Source organism: Chloroflexus sp., assembly GCF_034431535.1.
Taxonomy (GTDB): domain Bacteria; phylum Chloroflexota; class Chloroflexia; order Chloroflexales; family Chloroflexaceae; genus Chloroflexus.
This window is the reverse complement of sequence record NZ_DAOUDC010000048.1, coordinates 1-24,854: the sequence shown is the minus strand read 5'-3', so window position 1 is coordinate 24,854 and position 24,854 is coordinate 1. Positions and strand designations below refer to the sequence as shown.

Here is a 24,854-nt window from a genome sequence, read left to right as displayed (position 1 = left end):
CATTGCGGCAAGGAATGTTATGACCCCGCTGATTCAATTGAACAATATCACCAAAGTCTACGTCATGGGCGAAACCGAAGTGCATGCCTTGCGCGGAATCTCGCTCACGATCAACCAAGGCGAGATGGTCGCAATTATGGGGCCATCGGGCAGCGGCAAAAGCACGCTGATGAACATCATCGGCTGCCTTGACCGGCCCACCTCAGGTGAATACCTGCTCGAAGGGGTCAACGTCGGCGAGCTGACCGACGACGAGTTAGCGATCATCCGCAACGAAAAGATCGGCTTCGTCTTCCAGCAATACATGCTGCTCCAGCGCACCACGGCGCTGCGCAACGTCGAGTTGCCGATGCTGTACGGGAGGGGCCGGCCCGACCGGCAAGAGCGAGCGCGGATGGCGTTAGAGGCCGTTGGGATGGGCGACCGGCTGCACCACCGGCCCAACGAGCTGTCGGGCGGGCAACAACAGCGGGTAGCGATTGCCCGCGCCCTCGTCAACGAACCACGAATTATCATGGCCGACGAGCCAACCGGCGCACTCGACACACGCACCGGGGCCGAGATTATGGGCATTTTTCAGCGACTGAACGCCGAGCAGGGCATTACCGTCATTCTGGTGACGCACGAACACGACGTTGCCCAACACGCCGAGCGGGTCATCAGTGTGCGCGACGGCCAGATCGCTGACGACCAGCCGGTCAAGAACCGGACGATTGCGTGGCAACGGGAAACGGCGATTGTATGACCGGACGGCAGATTTGTTATCATAGCGCCGGGTGAGCCGCCGTCACGGAGACGCCTGTATGCACAACCGAACGTTCCTGAGCCATGTCCTGCTCGTAACTCTTCTCGCCACGATCGCGCTCGCTGCGCCGCCGGCCAGCGCAGCTATGAGCATTTTTTCTGCGCCGACCGCCACACTCACCATCACAACGAACGCCATGACGCCACGTACTACGCAAGAGCCAGAAGAATCGCTGATCAGCGCACTGCTTGGCCGTTATGCGACGTGGCTGATGCTGGTTATGTGTAGTTCAATGCTCGCCTTGGTGGGAGCGGCGGCCATTGTGGCTCGGATGCGCCGCATCGCCGGAGATGACGACGATTAGAATGATATGGAGTGCGGCAGTTTCACTGCCGCATGTGCTTGTTATTAGGCAAGCACGTGTTCGGTTGTCATTGCGAGGGAGCGGCGCTCCCCAGCGTGACTGGAGGCTCCCGACCGAAGCAATCTCCCCCTTCAGCGACAGTGGTGCGGGAGGGGATGAGTCCCGTCCTCGCAGGGGATAGCGTCGCCGCCTCCGACCGCTCGCAATGGCAGGAGGGGGGCGGGAGACGGTGGCGCGGCGCCCGCACTGACCATGAGAATATTGCTCCCATAGGATAACATCCACCCCGCAACCAGGAAATTTTCCGCACATCCCCCTTGCGCATTTGGGCAAAATCAGTGCATACTACGTACAAAGAGTGATCTTGTGATCACTCTGCGCCAGCGCCGGCGCCCACTGACGCAAACCACAACACCACATCAAAGGAGTGCGCTGCATGGAGGTGCTACTGCAACTACTGGTTGCGGGAGCGTGGATGGTTACGCTCGCCAACAGTCTTCGCCGGTTATTACGCTTAGCTCGTGTCTCACAGTTGCAACGGTGGGATAGCGATATTCGGGTGCGATCCGGTCTCAACCGGATCTGGTGGTGGTTAGGCCAAGAAGAATTTTGGGTCGCGGCGCGGTACGATGTCGCTCATGCCTTGCAGATCTCGTTGCTCGTCTTTCTCTTTGTCTGGCGAATGGCAAGTTGACGCGAGGATGCCAACGCAACCGGCGAATGCAGTGGCACGCAGCGGATTGTGTTACGATATTGGCGCTGGCATAATCACTGATGCCAGCGCGTATACCGGTAAGCTGTTGCGCCTTGGCGTTATCATCCTCAAGGAAAAGCCGTGAATATTCGGTGGACGGCGGTGATCTCTGGCTTTATGGCCGATTTTGCGTTTACGATCCTGTTGCAGGTGGTCATCTTGGTCACCGGGCATAGTGCAGTGTTTACCGATCCATCTTTATCCAACCCAATCCATGTGCTTTTAATCTTGATCGGCGCTAGTTTGACTGGCGTAGGCGGGTTTGTCGCCGGGTGGCTGGCCGATAATTCCTACGCGATGCATGGCTTGCTGGTGGGAGTAGTTGGGATTCTGGTCGCAGCCATCGCTAACGTCGGGATCGTTGTGCCGCCATTGTTGTTGCTGGGGCAAGTGATTGGCTGCGCCTTCGGCGCAGTAGGCGGGACGCTAGCCGGACGGGTGCGGTGCTCGCCACGGGTGGGTTAGGTGTTCTTCGGCTATGCGCGCAACCGTTCACTGGCCTGTTCCCAAATCTGGTACGCAATTTGATTGATGCTATAACCGGCCGGCAACCGCACGAACGGCTTATTATAGCGTTCACAGAACTCGCGCACCGCGCCTAATCTATGGCTCGCCCACCGGATGGCTAAGAGCACGACCGAGACTTCGGGCCGGGCAATAAAGGGTTCAATCGCGAGATGACTCTGATGCGGGCGGGTATCGCACCAGATCAACTCGCGCAGACCGAAGGCTTCTTCGATCGTTTGCCGTACGAGCGGTCGTTCATCGCCGCCGATCAAGACGACACTCGTATTGCGCAGGAGATCGGCTACTTGCTCAACCAGCTTTTCGTCGCGATCGGCGGGAGATAATGGTTCAGTGTCCGATGGCGAGGTGGCGGCACGGGCTACTTCGCGCGCAACCCACCCTAGTTGCCGCGATTCGGCGCTAGCAGCGTTCAGTTGATCACGGAACGGCCACAGCAACTGGCGCAGCATGCGGTGGCTCGGCGGCACACCGAGATCGATCAGCGCGTTGATGGTTTGCAACGCACGCGGCCACTGGTCAGCCGCTCCAGCCACCACTTGGCTGAGTTGGTAGCGCAGTTTGCCAAACAATTTACGCTCGTGGCGGCGACGATAGATCTCTTTATCCAGCGTTTCCCGCCACGCTTGCACCCGCGCTAGCCGTTCTTGCCACTGATCCGGGTCAGCCGTATCATCTCGCCACATATAGCGCGGCAGATACACCCGATCGACGTCGGTTCGTTGCCGCAGCCACCGGAAGAAACGCTCTTGCGCCGGATCAGGCTTTTTATACAATCGCCGCACTGCGGCGGCAACTGCAGATTGAGCCTCGGCAGCGAGCAACAAGCCTTCCGGTAAGTACTCCTTGAGCACTGCGTTATTCACTATTTCGCTCAGTGCATCGGCAATCAGCGCCACCACTTCGCATGAACCAGCGAATACTTCCCAATCAGATCGCTGAGATTGGGCCGATTGCTTGAGTTTGGCACCAATCCATTGCGTGCAAGGTGACGGTTCGAGCGAATTCTTCCCTGATGAGCTTAACGCCTGTCGAATATACGCAGCCTTGGCTTGAAAACAATCGCTCAACTCGGCAAGTTGGATCGCTTCGTCTTGATCAGATGGCGTACTAGGCAATGGAGAAACCGGTTGATCGGCAGCATCAAGCTCGCCAGCAAAATGAGCGGCTAAACGCTTAATATCATCATCCGTTGCCAGTGGCTGTGCTAGGACACTCGCATCAACCGTTGCATACGCTCGACCATCAGCGACATCTGCTGCTTGCAGCGCGGATGATCCGCTGCTCTCACCTTCACTAGGGAGTTTCACGAACGCATCGTTATGATCACCGGCAATGCTCAGCAACGCGGCGCCAATCACGCGCAGATGGCGGCGCAATTCGTGATCGTTGCGCGCTTGGCGCTGCAGCGCATCGAGAACTGCTTGGATTGCGCCGGTGAGGTCGGGTTGATGTTCTTCGGTCGGCATAGGTATACTCGTAAAGCGATAGCAGCGCTCGAGGTGCCAAGCAATTACTTGGAGATATTTCAGACATTGTAGCATAGTACTATACGCTTAGCCGCCGGCTAGACGGGAAACAGCCGTCACAAACACCGGCGACGGCGGGCAGAAGAGGTGCAGCGGCTTGCCGTCACGCGGATGCGGCAGGCTGAGTTCGGCGGCGTGGAGGAGCGGATGGGCCAGCGTTAGACCGGCAATCGTCGTTGGCCCGCCGTAGCGTTCGTCGCCGAGGATCGGGCAGCCCAACGAAGCGAGATGGAGACGAATCTGGTGCGTGCGTCCAGTTAACGGAATAGCCGATACCAGCGCGGCTTGGGTGAATTGGCGGCGCAGTATGAAGCGGGTATGAGCCAATTTGACGCGCTGGCCATCAGGTAATGCTCGCCCGATCTCTGACCGATCGTAGAGGCGCCAGCGCCCGCCGGCAGCGCGGCCATGGCCAGTCACCAGTTCCAGTTCCACCTGCGCCGGCATAGAGTCAGTACATACCGCTAGATACCGTTTCTGCGCCTGACCACGGTTGAAGGCGGCATGGAGCGGCGCGTTGGCGCGGGGATGCTTGCTGAGCACGAGGATCCCTGAGGTACCGAAGTCGAGTTGGTGGGCAAGATGGAGGGTTGGCACTTGGCCGTCGCGTGCAGCGAGCAACTGCGTCAAGACCGCCAGCACACTGCCCTGCGTATCCCATGGCGTGTCGCCGACGTAACAGGCGGGTGGTTTGTTGATCACCAGCAGATCATCGTCTTCGTAGATGATGTGAGCCAAGGTTACTGGCGCGTCGCAGTAGCCACCCGCCGGCGGCAGCCGCACGAGCAGCGTCTCGCCGGCAGTGGCCGGCGTGTCAGGCGTCACCCGGTGCCGGTGCAACCACAGGCCGCCACGGGCAGCAGCTTGCCGGCCAACCTCGCCCAAGCGTTCGACGACGATCGCGCCGAGTGGAAGGCCAGCATCATCGCTCGTTAGTAACAACGAAATGGAGGCGGGAGACATGCGTGATTCCAAACGGTCTCGCAACGCGACGAACTGTTGCTGCGGGCCGGCGACCCGCGCTCCTCACTTACCCCTGGCGGTTCAAGAGCAAACAGAACCCATGAGCGTAGCTGTGGTTGATGGCGTTGCGATGCACTGTTTCACCCTCATCCCCAGTCCCTCTCCCACCTCGCGGCGGGAGAGGGAAGCGCAGCGCCGAGCGTCGAGGCATCGTACAGCGATCAAATAGGGGATGTTCTATCCTCTCCTCAACCCTTGACGGGCCTGCGCCCCATAACCCTGATGGCAGGCCGGCAAGCTTACGCTAACCGATAGCCCGCTTCAACACTTGACCCAACCGGCGCGCGCCTTCGACCAGCTCGGTTTCGGACACCATCGAAAAGGCGAGCCGTAGCTCGTTACGACCGCCGCCATTAGCATAAAACCGTTCGCCGGGAATGTAGGAAACCCCCGCCGCTTCGGCTTGGCTCAGCAGCGCCGTAGTGTCAACCGTGGCCGGCGTCCGCAACCAGACAAAAAACCCACCCAGCGGCGGACGCCATGTAACACCGGGTGGCATCGAGCGGGCCAATGCAGCCAGCAACGTATTGCGGCGCTCCCGTAGCGCTGCCCGCAAATGCAGCAGATGCGGCTCAAAATCGCCGGCCTGCAAGAGCGCCAATACCACATGGGCTGTGAAATGGTTCACCCCGCCGCCACTGTCGAGCATACCCGCCTGTGTGCAGCGTTGAATCACGGCGGCCGGCGCTTGCATCCAGCCTAACCGGAGGCCGGGGGCCAGCACTTTGGCAAAACTGCCCAGCCGGATGAGCGGGCCGCCGGGAGCGAAACTCGCAATCGGCGGCGGCGGCGGCGCATCATACCACAACTCGGCGTATGCCTCGTCCTCGATCACAGTCAATTCTAACGCGGTTGCCACGCGCGCCAATTCAGCCCGCCGCTCAGCCTGTAACGTGACGCCGCTGGGATTATTGTAGGTCGGCACTAGATAGAGAAAGGCGACCCGTTCGCCCCGGCTGCGCAAGAGCTTGACCAGCGCCGTCACCGCATTCACGTGCAACCCCTGCTGATCACCCGACACCGTCACGCACCGGAGAGCATAGTCACGAAAGATCCGCAAGGCCAGATGGTAAGTTGGCGCTTCGACCAGCACCACGTCACCCGGTTTGGTGAATTGCTTGCAGAGCATATCGAGCGCCTGCGATGTACCGCCGGTAATCATCAGCTCGGTTTCGGGCACCGCAAATCGTTCGGCCAACAGGGCCAACAGCCGGCCTGGCCCTTGGGCATAGCCATAGGTCAACGCAGCCGGCGCATCGTTGGTCAATGTCCACGTTGCGGCGCGCAACACTTCGGCACGTGGCAACAGCTCGGCGGCAAGATGACCCCAACCGAACTCGATCATCCCCGGTCGTTGCACGAATTGAATATCTGGCAACATACGGTCTCTCTCGTCTTATGCCGGCGCCACGTTCCTAAGCAAGCTCTCACCGCGCAGGCATAACGCTAATGGTATCATACTGTTGAGCAGCAACCTGCTCTGAACCAAGGGTATCTATGGTTATAAACGTTATGCATCGCCTACGAATCATTCTGCTGTTGCTCACCACGCTGGCGATTGTCGGCTGCACGTTTGGGCGCGGCGAGCCAGAGCTAACGATCACCGGCTATAATCGGCCGGCAGCGCCGGCGACCCGCATCCCGTTGCCAGCCGAAACCCCTGCGCCGGCAGGCGGCGCTGTGAACGGTTGGAACCTTTCGCCAACCCCGGCGCCACCAGTAGCAACTATCGCGCCAACCCCGACCCTTGCCCCGCTGAGCCGAGATCAGCGCCTGCAAATCTTTCAGCAAGTGTGGGAAACGGTGCGCGACAATTATTTGTACGAAGACTATAACGGGCTCGATTGGCAGGCAGTACGCGCCGAATTGCAACCAAAAGTTGAAGCTGCGGCGACGCCGGAAGAGTTTTACGCAATTATGCGCGATATGATCGCGCAGCTTGGCGATGAGCATTCGCGGTACGAGTCACCGCAAGAAGTGGCGGCTCAGATCGCTGAAGCGCGCGGCCAATTGCAGTATGGCGGCATTGGCGTGAGTGTGCGCACGATTGATGAAGGCGGTTTGATCACGCGGGTCGTTGCCGGCGGGCCAGCCGATCAGGCTGGGTTGCGCCCGCGAGACCTGATTGTAACGGTGAATGGCATACCGTTTAATGACCCCGACGCCTTTGGCCCTGCCGGCGCGATTGGCGCAGTGCGCGGCATCCCCGGCACCACGGTGCGGCTGACGATCAAGCGCGGCGACGAGCCGCCGCGGGACGTTGAGGTGATGCGGGCCGTGATCGATATCGCTATCTTCAACCGGGTGACCGCCGAGCGGTTGGCCGGTGACATCGGCTTGATTACCATTCCTAGTTTTTATGTCGATAACGCTGACACGCAAGCCCGCGATGCGCTCACCAGCCTGCTGGCCAGCGGGCCAGTGCGCGGGATGATCATCGAAGTGCGCGACAACAGCGGCGGCTACATTCACGTGATGCGCAACATCATCGCCCTCTTCCAAGATGGCGGCAGCATCGGCGCATCGGTTGGGCGGCGCGATCGGGAAGAGCAACGCATTCCGCGCGGACGCACCATCCCCGGTCTCACCAACATTCCAGTGGCGGTGCTCGTTAGTGAAGAGACGGCCAGCGCCGCCGAGATGTTCGCCGCCGGGATGCGGGTGTTGCGCCAAGCCACGATTGTCGGCGTACCATCGGCGGGCAATACCGAAAATCTCTACGGGTACGAGTTTAGCGATGGATCGCGTTTGCTACTGGCCGAAGTCGCTTATCAACTGCCTGATGGCACGCTGATCGAGGGTACCGGCGTCGTACCCGATGTGCTGATTGAAGCGGAATGGTGGCGCTTCCCGCCGGAAGAAGACCCGCAACTGCAAGCAGCGATTAATCTCCTCAAGTAACGCGGCACGGCCGTGCGGCTCTCGCCTCACCAGGGACGATAGCCGCACGTCAGCGCAGCGTCATCTCTGTACCCGGCCTTGCCACCAGCGCCACGCCACTGACCCCACCACCGCAGCCAACATGAGCAAGATCGGCTCGACCGGCAGTCGATAACGAGTATTACCGGCCACCGAAATGGCGTAGGGAGCGGTAAACGCAACCAGCCACCAAAGACAGAGCCATAACGCTGCCCGGTAGCGACGATACGCGATTACCGCACCGATCAATGCCAGCAGCAACAGGGGAATCTGGATCGCGTAGCGTATAAGGTAAAAGTACCCCGGCTCAGCAATGTTTTCGCTGGTGATCTGGAAGGTCGGCGAAATGAGCCACAGATACCCGATCCGCTTGATGGTCAGCTCAAGGAAGCGAGCGGGATGGGCAGCGATCCACTGCCACGCTTCACGCTGCAACACGGCATAACGCTCGGCTTCGTTGAGGGTAGCGAGATAGGCCGCTCGCTCAGGCGCGAGTGTATTCGGCATCGGTTCACCGGCCATGGTGTAGAGCAAGCCGGTAGCGTTGGGATTATTGCCCATCCAGACATTGAGGCCAAACGAAGTTTTAAGCGGCACAAAGCGGTGAAACACTAGATAGTTGCGCACCGTCCACGGCGCGACGATGACCGCCGCGACCAGCGCAGCCCCGACAAGCAGCAACACATTCCGTTGCCGTGCTGACGGCGTTTGCCGGAACCAATAGAGCAAGGCCGCTCCCGGCGCAGCTACCAGCAAGATCGGCTCGGCCAGCAACCCGACGCCCCAAACCAAACCAAGCAGCGCCGCGCGTTTCCGGTTTGGATGCGCAAAAAACAGCACGATGGCATAACAAACGAGCGCGGTACAAAACGCGGTCAAAATCGCCGGCGAAATCTGCTTACAAAAATAGATCAAGGGCGGATAAACCGTTGTCGCTACAGCCGCGATAACCCCAACCACCGGAGCGAACACCTGTGCGGCAATCTTGCCGATCACGTAAATGATGAGGGCTGAGAGGACTGCCTGCACCAACTCAACGGCCAGAAACGGCAGTGGTATGCCGATCCATAACCAAAACACCAACAATAACGGGTAGAGCGGCGTATTGAGCGCTGTCGGCTGTTCGGGGCCAAGCCAGCCGCCGCCGGAAAACCCCTTGCCGGCAACCAAATTGTGGGCCACAATCCCGTATTCGGCGGTGATTGGCGCGCGATAATCATTGAGCACGAAAACGGCTGCCACCCGGATCGTTAACCCGATCAAGGTCAGCAGCCACAAGAGGCGATCAAACCGGTTCATCGACAACATCAAAGTAGAAAGTTGGCGTGTCGTCGTAGGGGCATAGCGCCTACGACGACACACCGCGCATCATCTGGATCCGTTCCCGGATCGTCATGACTTCACTGCGCAAATGGTTATCGGTATTAATCTCCTCAGCAATCTTCTCGCAACCGTACATCACCGTCGTATGATCACGTCCGCCGAGCAGATTACCGATATCGACCAACGAACTCTCGGTCTCTTCACGCAGCAGATACATCGCGACTTGGCGCGGCACCACCACGTGGCGCGAGCGATTGCGAGCGCGCAATTGCTCGACTTCGATCCCGTAATGTTCGCTCACTACCTGCAAAATCGCCTCGGCGCTGACGCGGCGGCGGCGCTGATTGCCCAACAGATCGGCAAGGGCAGCCGTTGCCGTATCGATGGTAATCGGCAACCGGTTGAGTTCGGCGTAAGCTGCAACCCGGTTGAGGCTGCCTTCAAGTTCGCGGATATTGCTCTGAATCTTGTGAGCCAGAAAATCGATCACCTCATCGGGCACATGCACGCTCATCTGATCGGCCTTCGCGCGCAGAATCGCGGTGCGCGTTTCAAGGTCGGGCGGCTGGACATCGACGATCAAGCCCCACTCGAAGCGCGAACGCAGCCGCTCTTCGAGGGTCAGAATCGCCTTCGGCGGGCGATCAGAGCTAATCACAATATGCTTCGCCGCCGAATGGAGCGTATTGAAGGTATGGAAAAACTCTTCTTGGGTGGCGTCTTTGCCGGCAATAAATTGAATATCGTCGATCAGCAGCACGTCGATATTCCGGTAGCGCATGCGGAACTCTTCGGTCTGCTGGCGGCGAATGGCATTAATCAAGTCGTTGGTAAATTTCTCAGATGAAACGTACAGCACATTAATTTCGGGATCGCGATCGAGCACGCGATTGCCGATTGCGTGGAGCAAGTGGGTCTTACCCAAGCCGACACCGCCATACAGGAAGAGCGGGTTATAGGCTTGGCCGGGGTTATCGGCCACGGCGAGACAAGCGGCGTGGGCCAAGCGGTTGCTCGAACCGACAATAAAGCTGGAAAACGTATATTTGGGATTCAGCATCCCCGAACGCATTGCGCTGGCCAAATCGAGCTGGACAGCGCGCTCGCTGGAGCCATTGCCGGGCGCAAAGGCCGGCGTGGCAGATTCGGCGATCATCGGTTCAGGTTCAGCAGCAAACCGCGAGCCGTTGAACGAGGCAGGGAGCAATTCAGGGCGCAACGATGGGCTAGCAATCAGCACCTGCACTTGCACCGAGTAGCCGACAACCCGCGTCAGCGTATTGCGGAGCGGCATGAGTAACCGGTTTTCCAGCCCTTCTTTCTGAGCCGGTGACGAGACCCCAATCCGCACCACGCCGTTGTCAAGCGACAACAGCGTTGCCGATCGCAGCAGCGCATCGTAATCATGGCGCGAAATTTGCGATTGCAGGGCGGTCAGTGTTGCTTTCCAGATTTGAGTTAGGTTCACGCTGCGCCTCCTTGCGAGCCGCGCTTAATCCTCGCGCACATAATGAATCACCCGCGTCGAAACGCGGGATCGGCAACGCAGCCGTTTAACATCTCGGTCTCAGTGCGCTCGTAGTGAGAGCGGGCAGCAAGTCTTCAATTGACGTGGTGTGATCATACTCGATCTGTTCCCATATTTCAAGCAACATAATGCGGGAGATCTATAAATGTTCCTTATAGTGATGCGATGTGGTAGGCGTTTGTTTCTTGTGATCGTAGCGAGATAGAGACTGCGTTATGTTGAGATTAAACTGTGGATAATTGTGGATAAACCAGCAAACAATTTGCCGGGCAGCTTCCATTTTAGTGCATCGTGGTGCGCTCATCACCGATCGAACAACAAACGCGATCACCCTGCCCTTCATGTGGATAATGAGTGGACAGGCGGGGAGAAGGACGTGGATAGTGATGGCGCAGTGATCACAGTCACTGCACCATTATTCCGGGAGTTCAACCGGCGGCAGATCGGCAAGGCTCGTTAAACCAAATTGTTGGAGAAAGGCCGGGGTTGTGGCGTAGAGGATAGGCCGACCCAGCGTTTCGAGACGGCCAGCCTCACAGATCAGATCGCGCGCGAGCAACGCGCGCAGCGCCGCACTGCTATCAACGCCGCGAATAGCATCGATCTGGGCGCGTGTGATAGGTTGGCGATAGGCAATAATCGCGAGCGTCTCTAGGGCAGCATGTGACAGACGTTGGCCGTGTTGCGCACCGAGCAAGCGCCGGATGGCCGGCGCCGCTTCCGGCGCGCTGACCAACATCACCTGATCACCGTGGCGCTGAAGGCGAATCCCGCGCTGCGCATAGCTTTGGCTCAATGCATCGATGGCCGCGGTAATGTGCTCTTGCGTCGCCTCTAACACGCGCGCCAATTGCTCGATCGTCACTGGTTCGCCGGCAACAAAGAGCACTGCTTCAATTAGTTGCGCCAACGAAGGTGGCGCCGTATCGGGAAAGAGCGCCGGCTGGTCGGGCGAACCGGCATTAGTTGTTGGTGAGACGTGGTCAGATTCAGTCATGGGCGATGTTCAGGCATCAGGCGCTATCCAGAAGATGATTGCTTATGGTATCATAACGGCTGCAAGTGCAAGCAGGAAAGGACGTTGCCAATGAGTGAACGCCGTCGTGGCATTTCCCGCCGGCAAGTGATTGCTGGTTTCTTTACCCTCTTGGGCTTTTTGATGTTGTTCAACTACGTACCACTAGCACTAGCGGGCGATACCGTGGTAACCCGCATTGCGTTGGCGGTGCCGCAACCGGTGATAGCCTTCCCCACGGCGTGGAGCCTGACCGTTATCGGTTTGATTGCGCTGATTGCCGGCGTGCTGGGCCTGAGCAACCGCGCCCAACGCTGGGCCGACGGTCTGCTGTGGACGAGTGCGGTGCTCTTGTTTCCGGCCATTCTGATCTGGGCCGCAGCTGGGAAACAGACCAATGCGACCGTGATGCTCAGCGAATCATTACGCCTCGGCACACCGCTCGCACTCGGCGCATTGGCCGGGATCTGGGCCGAACGTTCGGGTGTGATCAATATCGCCATCGAGGGCATGATGTTGATGGGAGCCGCCTTTGGCTTCGCCATCTTTATCTTCACCGGCAATATCTGGGTTGGCGTGATTGGCGCAATTGTCATCGGCGGCATCATGGCGCTCTTGCACGGCGCGCTCTCGATTTCATTCCGCACCGACCAGATTATTAGCGGTACGGTGGTCAACATTTTAGCGATTGGCGTGACCGGCTACCTCAGGCGACAGTATATCGTTGTGGAAGGCGGAGGACGGATCACGCTACCGTCGATTTCCGGCCTGCTGACCAACGCCGGTTTTCCTGACCTTGCCCGCTCGCTCGAATCCATTCCGGTGTTGGGGACGTTGATCTTCAGCGGCAAGCCAATCTTTTTTGCTATGCTGCTCCTTGTAATCATGACCCACATCGTACTCTTTATGACCCGTTGGGGCTTGCGCACGCGGGCCGTGGGCGAGAATCCCAAAGCCGCTGACACGGTTGGCATTGCGGTCAACCGGATGCGCTACTTCAACGTCTTCATCAGCGGGTGCATTGCCGGGCTCGGCGGTGCATGGTTCTCGTTGGAAACGGTGGGCCAGTTTGACGACGGGATGACGGCTGGCAAGGGCTTTATCGCGCTAGCGGCGATGATCTTCGGCAAATGGATGCCGTTTGGCGCCTTTGGCGGCGCAATGCTGTTTGGCTTTGCCGAGGCCTTAGGCACCCGCTTCCAAATCTTGCAGGTACAGGTCTTTGGCGGCCCGGTGCCGGTGCAATTTTTGCAAATTACCCCGTATGTGGTGACGATGATTGTGCTGGCTGGATTAATTGGCCGCGCTATCGGGCCGGCGGCGGTGGGCAAACCGTATGAGAAACAATAACCGCGCAGCAGCGATAGGATCGGCAAGGCAGAGATGAATGATCATCTCGCCTTGCCGAACATGCCCAATTTAGGCCAGCCCTTCAGCTTCGAGCCATTCCTGCACATCGGCATCGGTAGGGCTGGCCTTACCGCCGGGAATATACCGGAACCGATCACCATACCCTTCCATCACCTGATTGCGCAGTGCTTCCGCCTCGGCGCTTGGATCGGTGTCGGGAACCCGCAACACCTCACCGGAGTTTAGGTCGAGATAAAAGCTCACAGCCGGGTCGGTCTCGGCCAGCGCGGCGCGAATTTGCTCACGATTGATGTTAGCGGCCACAGCATCCTCCAGTGGATTGACGACGGCATACGAACGACCGCCGAATCACGATGATGGTACACGAACCTGCCCGCTCTTGCAAGTTGACAGAGTGGTAACGTTTATCGTAATGAGTCGTATAGTATCTGTGAGGAGCGCCTGTGAGCGATCCACCATCTGACGAGATCGACCTCGTCAACCGGGCTTGCGCCGGCGACCAATCGGCATGCGCCACGATTGTCCAGCGCTATACCGGCATTTTGTATAATCAGGCCTATCGCATGCTCGGCGATGCGTCCGAGGCGGAAGACGCGGTGCAGGAAGTCTTCTTGCGCGCCTTTCGCCATCTGCAGAGTTATGATCCGTCGCGCCGGCTGGTCACGTGGCTGCTCACGATCGGATCGAACTACTGCATTGATCGCCTGCGCCGGCGGCGATTCAACTGGTTAACGTTGGAAGATGTCGCCTTTTGGCTGCCAAGCACGCAGCCGGGTCCAGAACGAAGCGCCTTGCAGAGCGCGCAGCGTGAAGCGGTGCAACGGGCATTGCAACGGCTACCTGAAAGTTATCGCAGCGTGACAGTGTTGCGTTATTGGCACGATCTTTCGTATGACGAAATCGGCGCTATCTTGGGTTTAACCGAAGCAACCGTCAAGACCCGGCTGCACCGGGCGCGCAAAATGCTGCAAGAGACGCTGGCCGCTGAGGAGGAGGTATGGAACGCGGAAGGGATGGCGAGTTGACCGATGCCGAGCTGACCGAGATCGAAGCCGAGACGCGCACATTGCTAGCGCGGTGGGGTGAACCGAAGATGGCAGCGCCGCCAGCCGATCTATCGGCGCGCGTGGTACGACGCCTCTCCGCCACTCCTGCGCACCGTGGTTGGCGCTGGCGTTCACTCTGGCTGGCTGCGCCGCTCGTCTTGCTGATGCTGGGAGTCTGGGGATTGAGTATTGACAGTAATGGCCCAGCCTCGCTGTTCGGCGATCCAGCCACTGGCGCCGGACGATATGTGTTGGGGATCATCCTTGTCGCCAAGCCGCTTTGGTATCTGTGGCTGGCCGGCGCTGGGTGGTGGGTGCTCGGATTGTTCGTCCTCTTTGGAGCTGGATGGCTCTGGCGGCGCTTGATTCTTAACGCACCATTGGCTGAGGTTTGGCAGTGATACGACAAAGTTGGTTGCTTGCAGTTATGCTCTGTTTGGCAATGCTCGCTATGCCGGCGCGCGCATTTGCGCAAGGGCCAGCGGCGCTGGTCATTACTGCCGGCGAGCAGTACCGTGGCCACGTAGCCACGTTCGATCAACCAATTGTGATACTGGGCGAGGTTGATGGCGATGTGACGAGTTGGGCCGGCTCGATCACCGTGCAAGGCATCGTGCGCGGCGATGTGGTGAGCTACACCGGTACGATCACGATAGCTCCCGGGGCCATTGTCGAAGGAAACGTCCTTTCAATCGCTGGCGGCGTAGAGATTGAATCGCGCGCCAGCTTGCACGGTACCGTGATCGGGGTCGAACCACTAACCGGATCGGCGGCAGCCACCGCGTTGATTGGCACGCTGAGCGGCCAAACCATCGTCCGTCGTTGGTTGCCGCCGGGAACTACCGGGGTGCTCGGTGCGCTGATGTCGGCAATGCTCTGCGTGGCGATTGCACTCATCTGGCCACGCCGCACCGCCGGGATCGGGCGAGCCTTGCGGGCCGCGCCATTGCGCAGCGCCGTGGTTGGCCTGCTCTCAAGCATACTGGCACTCTCGGCATTACCACTTGTGGTGGGGGTATTGACGCTCAGCCTCGCCGGTCTGATCCTGCTCCTGCCATTGCTCATTCTGCTCCACATACCGTATGCCATCGGCCTCACCGGCGTCGCGCGCGCGATCGCAGCCACCTGGTCACCCGGCTGGGCGCTCAAGCCGCCACTAGCCGCCGCCCTCGGCGCGTTCATTGTGCTCGCACCGCTGGTCATTATCGGCATCGTTGCACCAGCGCTCGCGTTGGCATTAGGCTATGCCGTGGCGAGCTGGGGGTTGGGGGCGGCGTTGATTAGCCGCGGCGGCGCGTTACCGATTTGGCGCGATGAGTGGCCGGCGGTAAAACACATTGGTTAGCACGGCTGCGAAAAGCACCAACCAGGTCGTAGCGACGTGTAGGCAACGTCGCTACCTATACGCTGGTTGCCAGCGCAACAAATAAGAGACCAAGCACACAACTCAGCAATATCCCCAACACGATGAGCAGGCTGGGGTAGAGCAATACGGCCAGCGTAGCCTTGCCGCTATCGAGCCGATGCACCACAGCGGTGCCGCTGATCAGGATAATCAAACCCCATCCCCATGCGATCACCGAGAGTGGAAAGCTCAAGACCGGAATAAACGTAAGCGCATCGAGGGCATGGGGCGCAACCGAGAGCGAGCCGACGGCGACCATCGCGCGAATGCCGCCTTGCCCACCGAGTTGGCGGGCGGCGAGATGGGTGAACGTCACCGCTAGCAACATTCCGCTCAAGTAGGTCAGCGGCGTCGAGACAGTCTGGCCGATCGCCTGCAAGACGAGCGCAACCAGACGAGGCAAGGCGGTAGGGATAGTAATCATATCGCGCACCATCTGCGCTATCTCATCTTCGCTCTCTTGCAGCAAGCGAACGACTTCACGCTGCCCAGGCGTGTTTGCAGCGGCTTGCTGTTGTTCGAGCGATTGACGGTAGTTCAGCATCACCTCTTGTACAACGCGCTCTGGGTCAGTGGCGTTGATCAGCGCACTCGCACTCTGGACTGCGCCAACGAGCAACCCTACCATCAGAATGATCAGAAATCCGCGCCGCACCCCGTCAGGCGCGTCGCGCATCTCAGTAAATACCCGTTGGTTGAGGGTCAAAGCCCCATTAAAGGTATCGATCACCGGCATATCATCTCCCCTGCGCGGTGGCAACCAGCACTGCCAAAGCGCCACAACTGAACAGCATCAGCAACACAACCAACACAATCGGCCCGATCAGCGTCGCCCAAAACGCGCGCCATGCCGGCAGATTGTGCGCTGCGCGCAGACCAAGATAACACCCGATCAAGCCAAGCAGCGTCGTACCGGCGACTTGCGCGAATGGCACAATCTGCACCACCGCCAGCCAATTCGCGCCACTCGCTAACGCCGTGCAGCCGAGCGTCTGGGCAAAGGCACCTTCACCGCCAAGTGAGCGGGCGGCGAGATGGGCCACCAAGCCGTAGATCAGCCAAATAACCAAATAGACGAACGGCGTGGCAATCGCGCCGATCAAGCCACTCCAGCGGAGCGGCGCAACAAGCTGGGCCAATTGAGTAAAGAACGGCTCGAGTTCGAACGCCGGATTTACCTGTTGCAGTTCGGCAAAAAAGGGAGTGCGTTCAATGCCGCGCTGGACAACATCGAGCACGGTCAGCGGATCGGGACTAGCCAGTGTGCTGAGCAAGCTGCCGATACTGCTCGCTGCCCCAACCACGACTCCCACCAGCGCCACAACCAGAAAGCCATCGCGTAAGGTTGCCGGATTATCGCGCTGTTCGCGAAAAGCGTTGGGATCGAGAAACAGACCGGCAGTGCTGAGGCGAAATAGGTAGGCGAGAGATTCCATTGCTTTCCTTGTGCTAAGCGAAAGAACCGGATCCTGAGACAGGTTACGCACGCAGATACGCCGCCCCTTTGCCGAGGCGGGTATTGATGGGAACGCCGGCAGCGCAGAGCGGGCACTCCTCGGCGGGATAACTCTCAAGCGGCAATTCGGTCAACGCCACGAGGCGCGGCGCGCCGAGATCGAGCGCCGTGATACCGCCGCGATTGCAGAGCGCGCCAACGCCGACCACAATCCCACCGGCAGCCGTCACCGCCTCAACCACCAGCCGCGCCGAGCCGCCAGTGGTGAGGACATCTTCGACCACCAACACCCGCTTGCCGGCGATCAGCGCATCATAGCCACGGCGAAACACCCGCCGCTTACCGGTCTCTGTCTGTTCTTCTTCAGCGTAGACCGCCAACACCTCCCGCCCGTTCAGTTGCGACAGGTGATGCGCCGTCCACTGGGCCATAATCACTCCACCCACAGTCGGCCCGGCCACCGTCTCGACGCCGGCATCGGCAAAGTGACGGGCCAACGCCGCACCGACCATGCTAGCGGCAGCCGTATGCGGATAGAGCGCATCCTTGTTCACGTAGCTGCTGCCATGGCGGCCAGAGGTATAGACAATGTGATCGTTGGTGACAATCGCACCCAATTGATGCAAGACATCTAAGAGATTGGCATCGCTCATAACGTTCCGTGATCCTGTTCAAGCTCAGCTACGATTCGGGCCGCCGCCGCCGCCGGATCGCCGATCGCAACCGGCGGGTTGGTAACCGGGCGGCCAATCACCAGATAATCTGCACCAGCTCGCAACGCGGCAGCAGGCGGCATCACCCGCCGTTGATCGCCTTCGCCGGCCCACAACGGGCGAATGCCCGGCGTCACAATCCGCACATCGGGGCAAGCAGCGCGGATCGCGGCCACTTCGTGCGGCGAAGCGACCACGCCATCGAGGCCACAATCGCGCGCCATCCGCGCCAGATGCACTACATACTCAGTGACTTCCTGCCTCACCTGCAACTCGCCCGCCAACGCCGCCGCATCGAGGCTGGTCAAGACGGTGACGCCGAGCAGCAAGGGGCGATACGGCATGCGCTGCGCGGCAGCGACTGCCGCGCGCAGCATGGCGCTGCCGCCGGTACAATGCAAAGTGAGCATCCGCACCGCCGGGCCGAGCGCACAGACGGCGCGCACCGCGCCAGCCACCGTATTGGGAATATCGTGCAGCTTGAGATCGAGAAAAACGCTGCCGCCAACCGCCGCAATCGCCTGCACCACTTGCGGCGCGCCGGCGGCGGTGCAGAGTTCCAGCCCTACCTTGAACCCGCCCACCTGCCCGCGCAACTGGGCCGCTAGCGCCACGGCCCGATCAAGCTCAGGCGTGTCAAGCGCAACCAAGATGCGTTCGTGAGGAGGTCCTTGCATTGTCGTCATGATGCGCTCACGTATGGATCAAGAAATACACGGCAACCCCTACGACCGTTGCCACCCAATAGAGCGCAAAGGCAATGCGCATAAACGGCTTGTAATTGGTGAAGCGCCAGCGCTCCGGCAGCCAGCCATTACCAACGAACACCACATACACCCCAAACAGCATCGCGACCGTGCCAACCACCTCGTGAGCCGGCATCGCGACAAAGGCTGCCGCCGGTAAGGTAAGGTTCTCATCAGGCGTGACGGCAAGCAGCGATGGGATCATCACACCGAACACCAAGACCAAATTAGCCGCTGTCGCGCCGGTTTGCAGCCAGCGGTGCGTAGCAGAATAGCCCTTCACCGCTAGATAAGCGCCAATGGTAAAAGCGATCGCCACCACGATACTGCCTACCAATGACACATCTTGAGCGAAGGTAGCCTTTGTGCCGAGAAACCCGCTCATCACCGCTCCTTGCCGGCAGCTAATAACGCGCGGTTAATCCGGCGCGGCAGCAGCGGCCCGCAATAGACCAAACCGGTGTAGAGCTGGATCAAGCTCGCGCCGGCATCGAACATCCGTAGCGCATCATCAGGCGAATGGATGCCGCCGACGCCGATAATCGGCAATTTGCCGCCAGTCGCGCGCGCAATCAACTGCACCACCTGCCGGGCGCGTTGGGCGAGCGGTTGCCCGCTGAGGCCGCCGGTCTCGGCCACTAACGCCGGATCGATCCCCTCAAGGCCACTGCGCCCAATCGTGGTATTGGTAGCAATAATACCAGCGACAGCGTGATCGGTGCATACGGCCAACAGCTCTTCGATTGCTGCATCGCTCAAATCCGGCGCAATTTTCACCAACAGCGGGCGCGGCCCGCGTGGATCGGCGCGGCCAAACTCAGCGTTATCGCGCTGCAACGCGGCCAAGAGCGCGCGCAAGTGGTCGGCGTCTTGCAATTGACGCAGGCCGGGAGTATTGGGCGAACTAACATTGATCGCCGCGTAGGCGGCATACGGGAAGAGCAGTCGGAACGAGGCGCGATAATCGTCGATCGCCTGATCGAGCGGCGTCACTTTCGATTTACCGATCGAGACGCCAACCGGGATGGAAACCGGCGTCGCTGCCAGCCGTTGCGCCAAGGCCGCCGCGCCGGCATTATTAAACCCCATGCGATTAATCAGCGCCTCGCGCGCCGGTAAGCGAAACAGGCGCGGACGCGGATTGCCGGGTTGCGGGTGATGGGTGACAGTACCCACCTCGACAAAGCCAAAGCCAAGCGCAGCCCATGCCGGCAGCGCCACGCCATCTTTGTCCATGCCAGCGGCCAACCCGACCGGGTTAGGAAAGTGAACCCCGAAGACGGTACGCGCTAAGCGTTGATCACGGACCGCAGCAATCAACTGCAGAGAGCGGCACAACGAGCGTGAACGGCTCAGCAACGCCAACAAATGCAAGGTGCGTTCGTGAGAGGTTTCGGCATCGCCACCGCCCAGCCGGAACAAGATCGGGCGCAGCAGGAAGCGGTATATCGTTAGATCAGAACGGTTCAACACCCACCTCAGACAACTCATCGGCAAAGCGCTCGATATCGCGCGTTGTGCGGAGCCGGTCGATCCGGCTGAGCAACCGTTTCCGGTCGGCGCTCCCCTCAATCACCGCCCGTTCCAAATATTGGGTGAGATAGAGCTTAATCACCTCAAGCTGATCGGCGGTCAGCGGTTCACCTTGCATATAGCGTTCAATCGCAGCCGCCAGCCGCCCGGTCGTCTCTTCCATCCAGAAACGGGGTGGGCGAGCGACCGGAAACGGGTAGGGGTAATCAGGATTAGGCACAAACACTAATGGCCCAATCACTTCGGCGTTCTCAGGCAACGGATCGGTGGTCATAGCGCGTCCTAGTGGATCTTCAACCCCAGCAAGCGATACAAACGGTCAAAATCAAAATGGGCATCGAGCAATTCGGTAAAGCGGCGCAGCTTAGCTTCTTGATGGAAGCGGACGCGACCAAACAGACGCTCGGCCCGATCAACCGTGCTCAGGGTATCATCGGCCACCAGAATAATCGGCACCTCCAACTCGGCAGCGCGATCCATCACCTGCATCGTCGGGCGGATATTGCCGGTCAGCACCAGCGCGTTGGTGCTGGTCTGTAGCGCAATCAGTTGCAAATCGCTGCGATCTCCGCCGGTAATCACCGCCTTGTTGGCGCGGCGGCGGAAGAACGACAGGCTCGCTTCGGCACCCATCGCCCCGATCATCAGCGAATCGAGCATCTTTTCACCCCACTCAGGCCGGCCAATAATTTGCCCGCCCAAATGCTGGGCCAGCTCGTTGACGCTCACCCCAGACAAGAGCCGGTCACGCGGCATAATCCCGAACACTGGAATGCCCCGCCCTTCGAGGAACGGCGTCACCCGATTGCGAACAAACTCGCGGTGCGGCTCTTCGACCTGATTGATCAGCACCCCCAGCAAGCGATCGCCGACGTAGCGTTGCACGCTCAAGATGGTATCAACCGACAAGGTAGAGGTATAGCGGCACACAAGCAAGCCGGGAGCTTGGAGCATATCCGTCACCTGATCGGCGGTCAGATCAACCAACGCCCCTTCGGCCCACGTATTGGTGCCCTCAAGCACCATCACATCCTTCTGGCGCGACACGGCCAGATAGGCATCGCGCAGCGTCTTGGTGAACGAATGGGGCTGCCCGCGCAGGATCGACTCAATCACCCCCGGCGTAATCAACACCGGCGCGACCTGCTCCATTGGCGCATCAAGGCCAATCGTCTGGCGGATAAAGGCGGCATCTTCATCGAGCACCGCGTCGGGCGTGTGCGTGACCGAAACGCTGACCGGCTTCATATAGCCGACGCGGAAGCCGTCTTGCTGCATGCGACGCAGCAAACCGACGCAAACCGCGCTCTTGCCGACGTAGGTTTCGGTTGAGGCGACATACAGTGTTGCCATCATTGCCTCCACTTAGTTGAGGATGATCCGGGCATCGAGGACGATCGCGCCCTCGCCTTCGTGATGGACGACGAGCGGATTAATATCCATCTCGACAATTTCCGGGAAGTCGGTGACCAATTGGCTGACCCGCAGCACCGTCTCTTCGATGGCAGCGATGTCGGCAGGCGGTTCGCCACGCACGCCGCGCAAGAGCGGGTAGGCGCGAATCGAACGAATCTGCGCGCGCACCTCTTCAACGCTGAGCGGCGCGAGGCGGAAGGCAACATCTTTCAAGACCTCGACATAGATGCCTCCCATTCCCACCGCGATCAGCGGCCCAAATTGCGGATCGCGGCTAACACCGACCAAGACTTCACGGCCTTTGCGCACCATCTCTTGGACAAGGATACCCCAAATGCGGGCCGAAGGGACATATTTGCGCGCGCGGTACTCGATCAGCTCGAAGGCGTCGCGCACCGCTGTAGCGTCGCTCAGGCCAACGCGCACGCCGCCAATATCGCTCTTGTGGAGAATATCAGGGCTAGAGATTTTCATGACCACCGGGTAGCCAAACTCATTGGCAATCGCGACCGCCTCTTCCGGGGTATGCGCCAACCGGCTCCTAGGCAACCGCATCCCATAGGCTTCCATCACTTCACGCGCCTCGACCTCGCCTAATTCAACCCGGCCCGCCGCGCGCACCTCAGCGAATAATTGTGCCACGCGATCGCGATCAACGTCAAAATGGCGATAGGTAGGAGCCGGACGTTGTTGCCAGAGTGATTGGCGATACATTGCGGCCAACGACTGGACGGCGCGTTCGGGGAAGAGGTAATTCGGAATGCGCGCCTCATTGAGGGCGCGCACTGCTTCGCCGAGGCTCGCGCCACCCATAAAGCTGGTCACCACCGGCTTATCGGTCTGCTTGGTCAGATCGGCAATCAACCGTGCCGTCACCAAAGGGTCAGAGACGGCTTGAGGTGTAAACAACACGATCAAGCCATCGACATTCGGATCGGCCAGTGCCGCTTTCATCGCCCAAGCGTAGCGATCCGGTGTCGCATCACCAATAACATCAATTGGGTTAAAAAAATTCGCATTAGGCGGCAACTTCTCTTGCAAGCAGCGGATGGTTTCGGGGGTAAACTCGGCCATTGCCAAGCCGCTGCGTTCAACGGTATCGGTAGCGATGATACCGGGACCGCCGGCGTTGGTGACAATCGCCACCCGATTGCCGCGGATCATCGGCTGGTAAGCGAAGACCAAGGCCAGATCGAACAACTCGTTCATCGTGCGGGCGCGCAAAATACCGCTTTGGGCAAAAGCGGCCTCATACGCCGTTTCAGAACCGGCCAGCGAACCGGTATGGGACGAGGCAGCGCGGGTGCCGGCGGCAGTAGTACCGCTCTTAATCGCCACCACCGGCGTACACTTGGTCACCTCGCGCGCAACGCGAATGAAGCCGGGACCGTCATCAATCGCTTCCAAATAGGCCAAAATCACCTTGCTATGCTCGTCACGATTCCACGCCTCAAGCAGCGCCACCTCATCAACATCGGCCTTATTGCCGAGGCTGACGAAACGCGAAAAGCCGATCCCTTGCTGATAGCTCCAATCGAGAATAGCCGTACAGATCGCACCTGACTGCGACATGAGCGCAATATTGCCGGGCAACGGCATCGCATTGGCGAACGAGGCATTGAGCTGGCTGATCGTATCGATAATGCCGAGCGAATTAGGACCGATCATGCGCATGCCATAACGGCGCACGGTTGCCAACAACTCGCGCTCAAGCTCGCGCCCAGCGCCGCCGACCTCTTTAAAACCGGCGGTAATCACGACCAAGCCACGCACGCCCTTGCGACCGCACTCATCAACCGCAGCGTTGACGTGTTGGGGTGGAATAACGATCACCGCCAAATCGATCGGATCAGGCACATCGAGCACCGAGCGATAGGCGCGCAAGCCAAGCACTTCGGTGGCGCGCGGATGGATCGGGTAGATACGACCCTGATAGCCGTGATCGATAATATTTTTCAGAACACGATGACCTAAGCGCGCCGGTTCAGGCGACGCGCCAAGCACGGCTACCGACCGAGGGTCAAAAATGGCCTCTAACATAGCGCGGATGCTCCTTTTCCGCACACCTTGCCCATTCATCATAACCGATACGCGACATTGCGACAAGCGATGTTTCGTGCAACTACCGCAATGATGCAAGGGTGCGCAAATATGACGATCGTGAATTGCTGTAGTGCAGACGAGTATGCGACCGGCATGCGGGGAAGGTTGCAGGATTGCCGGCAATTCCAGCGTATCGCACACACGACCAAGGAGCATGCAGCTCCCTGCATGCAGAGTAGCACGCAAGGTTACAAGCGCGGCTACACGGCGCGGTTAATCGGTGGCCGGGGCGGTGGCGGGAGCAGGAGCAGGGAGCAGCAGAAGCCAGTGTTCGAGCGCACCAAGGGTAAACAGACTAGCGAGCAGGGCCAAGCGAATGGCCGCCGGATCACCAAGATGCGCCCCAATGCTAAACCAAAGCATAATCGCGAGCAACGTAGCGACGGAAACACTAGGGCGAAAAAACGCGCTCGGCGGGCCGGGCCGCCAGTAGCTGGCGAGAAAGGCAAGGTGTGCCGGGAAGAGTTCGACTTGCAGCGCCCGCACTCCGTAGAGCACATTGAGCTTGGCGCTCTGTTGCAAGGCCCAGCTTAGCCCAAAGGTGAGCGGGCCAAGCCAATGGCTGGCGTCTTGCAACAGCCAGATCAGCAAAGCCATCTCAAGCAAGAAGGCGAGCTGGTGGTAGAAGTGAGTGCCGAGGGCGTAGAAGAAGCGCTGCACCCCACGTGCGTCTGGTGGGCAAGGTTTCCGGCGCGGCCCGGCCAGTAACCCGCTGTAGAAGGCCAGTTCGTGCCACGCCCACACCACTAAACCGGCGGTAAACGCCCGGTACGCACCGAGAGCACCGAGATCGTGGCGGGTCACCAGCAATTCACTGTGGGCCACAAGTAACACCGGTACGGTCAAGAACACTGCCCACCCTGCCACCCGTTGCCCACGTCGATTGAGCCAGACCAGACCGAAGGTCAGACCAAGCCAAAGCGTGACGACGATTAGAAGCGGCAACAGGTAGTAGAGGGCAATTTCCATGAAGTTCATAGCCGGTGCTTTCGGTTTTGTTACACTAATGTCATAATTGTACACGAAAAGCAGGCATCCGTGAAGAGTGGGCACACCTCCCCGTTGCGCTCTTCGCGCCCTTTGCACCTTTGCGTTTGCGTTCCTGTGAGGTCGGTACACGTTGTCATATCGTAGGCAGATATGGCACAATATCTATACCCGAGCGGGCGATACGATAGCATCAACGTACCTCGCAGGCAACACCTGAAGATCGACCGCGTCGAACCGATAGAAACCGGCACAAAACGTATGAAACTAACAATCAGCACCCTCACCCCACTATGGACCGGCGGCGTAGAAACGGGAAAGGTTGACCGTATCCACGAAACCGGAATACTCGG

General features: G+C 59.4%; 28 protein-coding genes. 11 read left to right on the top strand and 17 right to left on the bottom strand.

What is annotated here, in order from left to right; all coding sequences use genetic code 11:
* Positions 1–19 precede the first annotated feature (19 nt).
* The 5 genes from U9R61_RS11235 (at position 20) to U9R61_RS11215 (ending at position 2,328) form a co-directional block, all read left to right on the top strand.
* A complete protein-coding gene (locus U9R61_RS11235) occupies positions 20–745 on the top strand; it encodes an ABC transporter ATP-binding protein (RefSeq protein WP_322488908.1) in 726 nt (241 codons plus the stop codon).
* 58 nt (positions 746–803) lie between these two features.
* A complete protein-coding gene (locus U9R61_RS11230; protein WP_322488907.1) occupies positions 804–1,109 on the top strand; it encodes a hypothetical protein in 306 nt (101 codons plus the stop codon).
* 436 nt (positions 1,110–1,545) lie between these two features.
* Positions 1,546–1,803 carry a hypothetical protein gene (locus U9R61_RS11225; protein ID WP_322488906.1) on the top strand — a complete coding sequence of 86 codons (258 nt, stop codon included), beginning with the start codon at positions 1,546–1,548 and terminating at the stop codon, positions 1,801–1,803.
* A gap of 7 nt (positions 1,804–1,810) precedes the next feature.
* Positions 1,811–1,948: a hypothetical protein gene (locus tag U9R61_RS11220; RefSeq protein ID WP_322488905.1), complete on the top strand. Its 138-nt coding sequence runs from the start codon at positions 1,811–1,813 to the stop codon at positions 1,946–1,948.
* Positions 1,945–2,328, top strand: coding sequence for a TIGR04086 family membrane protein (locus U9R61_RS11215; RefSeq protein WP_322488904.1), 384 nt, complete (start codon positions 1,945–1,947; stop codon positions 2,326–2,328). Before U9R61_RS11220 ends, U9R61_RS11215 begins: the two co-directional genes overlap by 4 nt.
* Positions 2,329–2,339: 11 nt before the next feature.
* Here U9R61_RS11215 and U9R61_RS11210 read toward each other — a convergent pair whose 3' ends face one another.
* The 3 genes from U9R61_RS11210 to U9R61_RS11200 form a co-directional block, all read right to left on the bottom strand.
* A complete protein-coding gene (locus tag U9R61_RS11210; RefSeq protein ID WP_322488903.1) occupies positions 2,340–3,857 on the bottom strand; it encodes a hypothetical protein in 1,518 nt (505 codons plus the stop codon).
* An 87-nt stretch (positions 3,858–3,944) separates the two neighbouring features.
* The gene (locus U9R61_RS11205) at positions 3,945–4,880 is read right to left on the bottom strand and encodes an RluA family pseudouridine synthase (protein WP_322488902.1); all 936 of its coding nucleotides are present in this window, start codon (positions 4,878–4,880) and stop codon (positions 3,945–3,947) included.
* Between the two features lie 304 nt (positions 4,881–5,184).
* Entirely contained in the window at positions 5,185–6,321 is a 1,137-nt protein-coding gene (locus U9R61_RS11200; RefSeq protein WP_322488901.1) for a PLP-dependent aminotransferase family protein, read from the bottom strand.
* Positions 6,322–6,452: 131 nt separating this feature from the next.
* On the opposite strand from U9R61_RS11200, the gene U9R61_RS11195 reads away from it, so the two are divergent.
* A complete protein-coding gene (locus U9R61_RS11195) occupies positions 6,453–7,841 on the top strand; it encodes a S41 family peptidase (RefSeq protein ID WP_322488900.1) in 1,389 nt (462 codons plus the stop codon).
* Between the two features lie 60 nt (positions 7,842–7,901).
* Here U9R61_RS11195 and U9R61_RS11190 read toward each other — a convergent pair whose 3' ends face one another.
* The 3 genes from U9R61_RS11190 to scpB all read right to left on the bottom strand — a co-directional run bounded on the left by U9R61_RS11190 (position 7,902) and on the right by scpB (position 11,707).
* On the bottom strand, positions 7,902–9,158 hold the full coding sequence (locus U9R61_RS11190; RefSeq protein ID WP_322488899.1) for a glycosyltransferase family 39 protein: 1,257 nt from the start codon (positions 9,156–9,158) through the stop codon (positions 7,902–7,904).
* Between the two features lie 49 nt (positions 9,159–9,207).
* Positions 9,208–10,650 (bottom strand): chromosomal replication initiator protein DnaA, encoded by a 1,443-nt coding sequence (dnaA, locus tag U9R61_RS11185; RefSeq protein ID WP_322488898.1) that lies wholly within the window; start codon positions 10,648–10,650, stop codon positions 9,208–9,210.
* Positions 10,651–11,125: 475 nt separating this feature from the next.
* Positions 11,126–11,707: an SMC-Scp complex subunit ScpB gene (gene scpB / locus U9R61_RS11180; RefSeq protein WP_322488897.1), complete on the bottom strand. Its 582-nt coding sequence runs from the start codon at positions 11,705–11,707 to the stop codon at positions 11,126–11,128.
* A gap of 90 nt (positions 11,708–11,797) precedes the next feature.
* Between scpB and U9R61_RS11175 the strand changes: the two genes are divergently transcribed.
* Entirely contained in the window at positions 11,798–13,075 is a 1,278-nt protein-coding gene (locus U9R61_RS11175; RefSeq protein ID WP_322488896.1) for an ABC transporter permease, read from the top strand.
* Positions 13,076–13,144: 69 nt separating this feature from the next.
* On the opposite strand, the gene U9R61_RS11170 is transcribed toward U9R61_RS11175, so the two are convergent.
* Complete coding sequence (locus tag U9R61_RS11170) at positions 13,145–13,399, bottom strand: UPF0158 family protein (RefSeq protein ID WP_322488895.1); 255 nt, start codon at positions 13,397–13,399, stop codon at positions 13,145–13,147.
* Positions 13,400–13,539: 140 nt separating this feature from the next.
* Here U9R61_RS11170 and U9R61_RS11165 point away from each other — a divergent pair, with 140 nt between their 5' ends.
* The 3 genes from U9R61_RS11165 to U9R61_RS11155 are packed head-to-tail and all read left to right on the top strand — an operon-like array spanning position 13,540 to position 15,487.
* Positions 13,540–14,121: an RNA polymerase sigma factor gene (locus U9R61_RS11165; protein WP_322488894.1), complete on the top strand. Its 582-nt coding sequence runs from the start codon at positions 13,540–13,542 to the stop codon at positions 14,119–14,121.
* Entirely contained in the window at positions 14,094–14,543 is a 450-nt protein-coding gene (locus tag U9R61_RS11160; protein WP_322488893.1) for a hypothetical protein, read from the top strand. Before U9R61_RS11165 ends, U9R61_RS11160 begins: the two co-directional genes overlap by 28 nt.
* On the top strand, positions 14,540–15,487 hold the full coding sequence (locus U9R61_RS11155; protein ID WP_322488892.1) for a polymer-forming cytoskeletal protein: 948 nt from the start codon (positions 14,540–14,542) through the stop codon (positions 15,485–15,487). The genes U9R61_RS11160 and U9R61_RS11155 overlap by 4 nt, the downstream gene beginning before the upstream one ends.
* A 55-nt stretch (positions 15,488–15,542) precedes the next feature.
* Here U9R61_RS11155 and U9R61_RS11150 read toward each other — a convergent pair whose 3' ends face one another.
* The 10 genes from U9R61_RS11150 to puhE form a co-directional block, all read right to left on the bottom strand.
* Positions 15,543–16,283: a Yip1 family protein gene (locus tag U9R61_RS11150; protein WP_322488891.1), complete on the bottom strand. Its 741-nt coding sequence runs from the start codon at positions 16,281–16,283 to the stop codon at positions 15,543–15,545.
* 1 nt (position 16,284) lies between these two features.
* Complete coding sequence (locus tag U9R61_RS11145; RefSeq protein ID WP_322488890.1) at positions 16,285–16,983, bottom strand: Yip1 family protein; 699 nt, start codon at positions 16,981–16,983, stop codon at positions 16,285–16,287.
* Positions 16,984–17,026: 43 nt separating this feature from the next.
* A complete protein-coding gene (locus U9R61_RS11140) occupies positions 17,027–17,656 on the bottom strand; it encodes a phosphoribosyltransferase family protein (RefSeq protein WP_322488889.1) in 630 nt (209 codons plus the stop codon).
* Positions 17,653–18,393: an orotidine-5'-phosphate decarboxylase gene (pyrF, locus tag U9R61_RS11135; RefSeq protein WP_416208845.1), complete on the bottom strand. Its 741-nt coding sequence runs from the start codon at positions 18,391–18,393 to the stop codon at positions 17,653–17,655. Before pyrF ends, U9R61_RS11140 begins: the two co-directional genes overlap by 4 nt.
* A 16-nt stretch (positions 18,394–18,409) precedes the next feature.
* Positions 18,410–18,847: a hypothetical protein gene (locus U9R61_RS11130; RefSeq protein ID WP_322488887.1), complete on the bottom strand. Its 438-nt coding sequence runs from the start codon at positions 18,845–18,847 to the stop codon at positions 18,410–18,412.
* Positions 18,847–19,932 carry a quinone-dependent dihydroorotate dehydrogenase gene (locus U9R61_RS11125; protein ID WP_322488886.1) on the bottom strand — a complete coding sequence of 362 codons (1,086 nt, stop codon included), beginning with the start codon at positions 19,930–19,932 and terminating at the stop codon, positions 18,847–18,849. Before U9R61_RS11125 ends, U9R61_RS11130 begins: the two co-directional genes overlap by 1 nt.
* Entirely contained in the window at positions 19,919–20,269 is a 351-nt protein-coding gene (locus tag U9R61_RS11120) for a hypothetical protein (protein ID WP_322488885.1), read from the bottom strand. Before U9R61_RS11120 ends, U9R61_RS11125 begins: the two co-directional genes overlap by 14 nt.
* Positions 20,270–20,277: 8 nt before the next feature.
* On the bottom strand, positions 20,278–21,348 hold the full coding sequence (locus tag U9R61_RS11115; RefSeq protein ID WP_322488884.1) for a phosphotransacetylase family protein: 1,071 nt from the start codon (positions 21,346–21,348) through the stop codon (positions 20,278–20,280).
* Between the two features lie 12 nt (positions 21,349–21,360).
* Positions 21,361–23,451: an acetate--CoA ligase alpha subunit gene (acs, locus tag U9R61_RS11110; protein WP_322488883.1), complete on the bottom strand. Its 2,091-nt coding sequence runs from the start codon at positions 23,449–23,451 to the stop codon at positions 21,361–21,363.
* 276 nt (positions 23,452–23,727) lie between these two features.
* Positions 23,728–24,492, bottom strand: coding sequence for a putative photosynthetic complex assembly protein PuhE (gene puhE / locus U9R61_RS11105; RefSeq protein WP_322488882.1), 765 nt, complete (start codon positions 24,490–24,492; stop codon positions 23,728–23,730).
* 162 nt (positions 24,493–24,654) lie between these two features.
* On the opposite strand from puhE, the gene U9R61_RS11100 reads away from it, so the two are divergent.
* The coding region (locus tag U9R61_RS11100; RefSeq protein ID WP_322488881.1) for a hypothetical protein at positions 24,655–24,854 on the top strand (200 nt) is incomplete at its 3' end.

What these genes read in the sequence shown, in the direction of transcription:
- U9R61_RS11235 (WP_322488908.1), top strand. Translation starts at nt 20, where the DNA reads ATGACCCCGCTGATTCAATTGAACAATATCACCAAAGTCTACGTCATG.
- U9R61_RS11230 (WP_322488907.1), top strand. Translation starts at nt 804, where the DNA reads ATGCACAACCGAACGTTCCTGAGCCATGTCCTGCTCGTAACTCTTCTC.
- U9R61_RS11225 (WP_322488906.1), top strand. Translation starts at nt 1,546, where the DNA reads ATGGAGGTGCTACTGCAACTACTGGTTGCGGGAGCGTGGATGGTTACG.
- U9R61_RS11220 (WP_322488905.1), top strand. Translation starts at nt 1,811, where the DNA reads ATGCCAACGCAACCGGCGAATGCAGTGGCACGCAGCGGATTGTGTTAC.
- U9R61_RS11210 (WP_322488903.1), bottom strand. Translation starts at nt 3,857, where the DNA reads ATGCCGACCGAAGAACATCAACCCGACCTCACCGGCGCAATCCAAGCA.
- U9R61_RS11205 (WP_322488902.1), bottom strand. Translation starts at nt 4,880, where the DNA reads ATGTCTCCCGCCTCCATTTCGTTGTTACTAACGAGCGATGATGCTGGC.
- U9R61_RS11200 (WP_322488901.1), bottom strand. Translation starts at nt 6,321, where the DNA reads ATGTTGCCAGATATTCAATTCGTGCAACGACCGGGGATGATCGAGTTC.
- U9R61_RS11195 (WP_322488900.1), top strand. Translation starts at nt 6,453, where the DNA reads ATGCATCGCCTACGAATCATTCTGCTGTTGCTCACCACGCTGGCGATT.
- U9R61_RS11190 (WP_322488899.1), bottom strand. Translation starts at nt 9,158, where the DNA reads ATGAACCGGTTTGATCGCCTCTTGTGGCTGCTGACCTTGATCGGGTTA.
- scpB (WP_322488897.1), bottom strand. Translation starts at nt 11,707, where the DNA reads ATGACTGAATCTGACCACGTCTCACCAACAACTAATGCCGGTTCGCCC.
- U9R61_RS11175 (WP_322488896.1), top strand. Translation starts at nt 11,798, where the DNA reads ATGAGTGAACGCCGTCGTGGCATTTCCCGCCGGCAAGTGATTGCTGGT.
- U9R61_RS11160 (WP_322488893.1), top strand. Translation starts at nt 14,094, where the DNA reads ATGGAACGCGGAAGGGATGGCGAGTTGACCGATGCCGAGCTGACCGAG.
- U9R61_RS11150 (WP_322488891.1), bottom strand. Translation starts at nt 16,283, where the DNA reads ATGCCGGTGATCGATACCTTTAATGGGGCTTTGACCCTCAACCAACGG.
- U9R61_RS11145 (WP_322488890.1), bottom strand. Translation starts at nt 16,983, where the DNA reads ATGGAATCTCTCGCCTACCTATTTCGCCTCAGCACTGCCGGTCTGTTT.
- U9R61_RS11140 (WP_322488889.1), bottom strand. Translation starts at nt 17,656, where the DNA reads ATGAGCGATGCCAATCTCTTAGATGTCTTGCATCAATTGGGTGCGATT.
- pyrF (WP_416208845.1), bottom strand. Translation starts at nt 18,393, where the DNA reads ATGCAAGGACCTCCTCACGAACGCATCTTGGTTGCGCTTGACACGCCT.
- U9R61_RS11130 (WP_322488887.1), bottom strand. Translation starts at nt 18,847, where the DNA reads ATGAGCGGGTTTCTCGGCACAAAGGCTACCTTCGCTCAAGATGTGTCA.
- U9R61_RS11120 (WP_322488885.1), bottom strand. Translation starts at nt 20,269, where the DNA reads ATGACCACCGATCCGTTGCCTGAGAACGCCGAAGTGATTGGGCCATTA.
- U9R61_RS11115 (WP_322488884.1), bottom strand. Translation starts at nt 21,348, where the DNA reads ATGGCAACACTGTATGTCGCCTCAACCGAAACCTACGTCGGCAAGAGC.
- acs (WP_322488883.1), bottom strand. Translation starts at nt 23,451, where the DNA reads ATGTTAGAGGCCATTTTTGACCCTCGGTCGGTAGCCGTGCTTGGCGCG.
- puhE (WP_322488882.1), bottom strand. Translation starts at nt 24,492, where the DNA reads ATGAACTTCATGGAAATTGCCCTCTACTACCTGTTGCCGCTTCTAATC.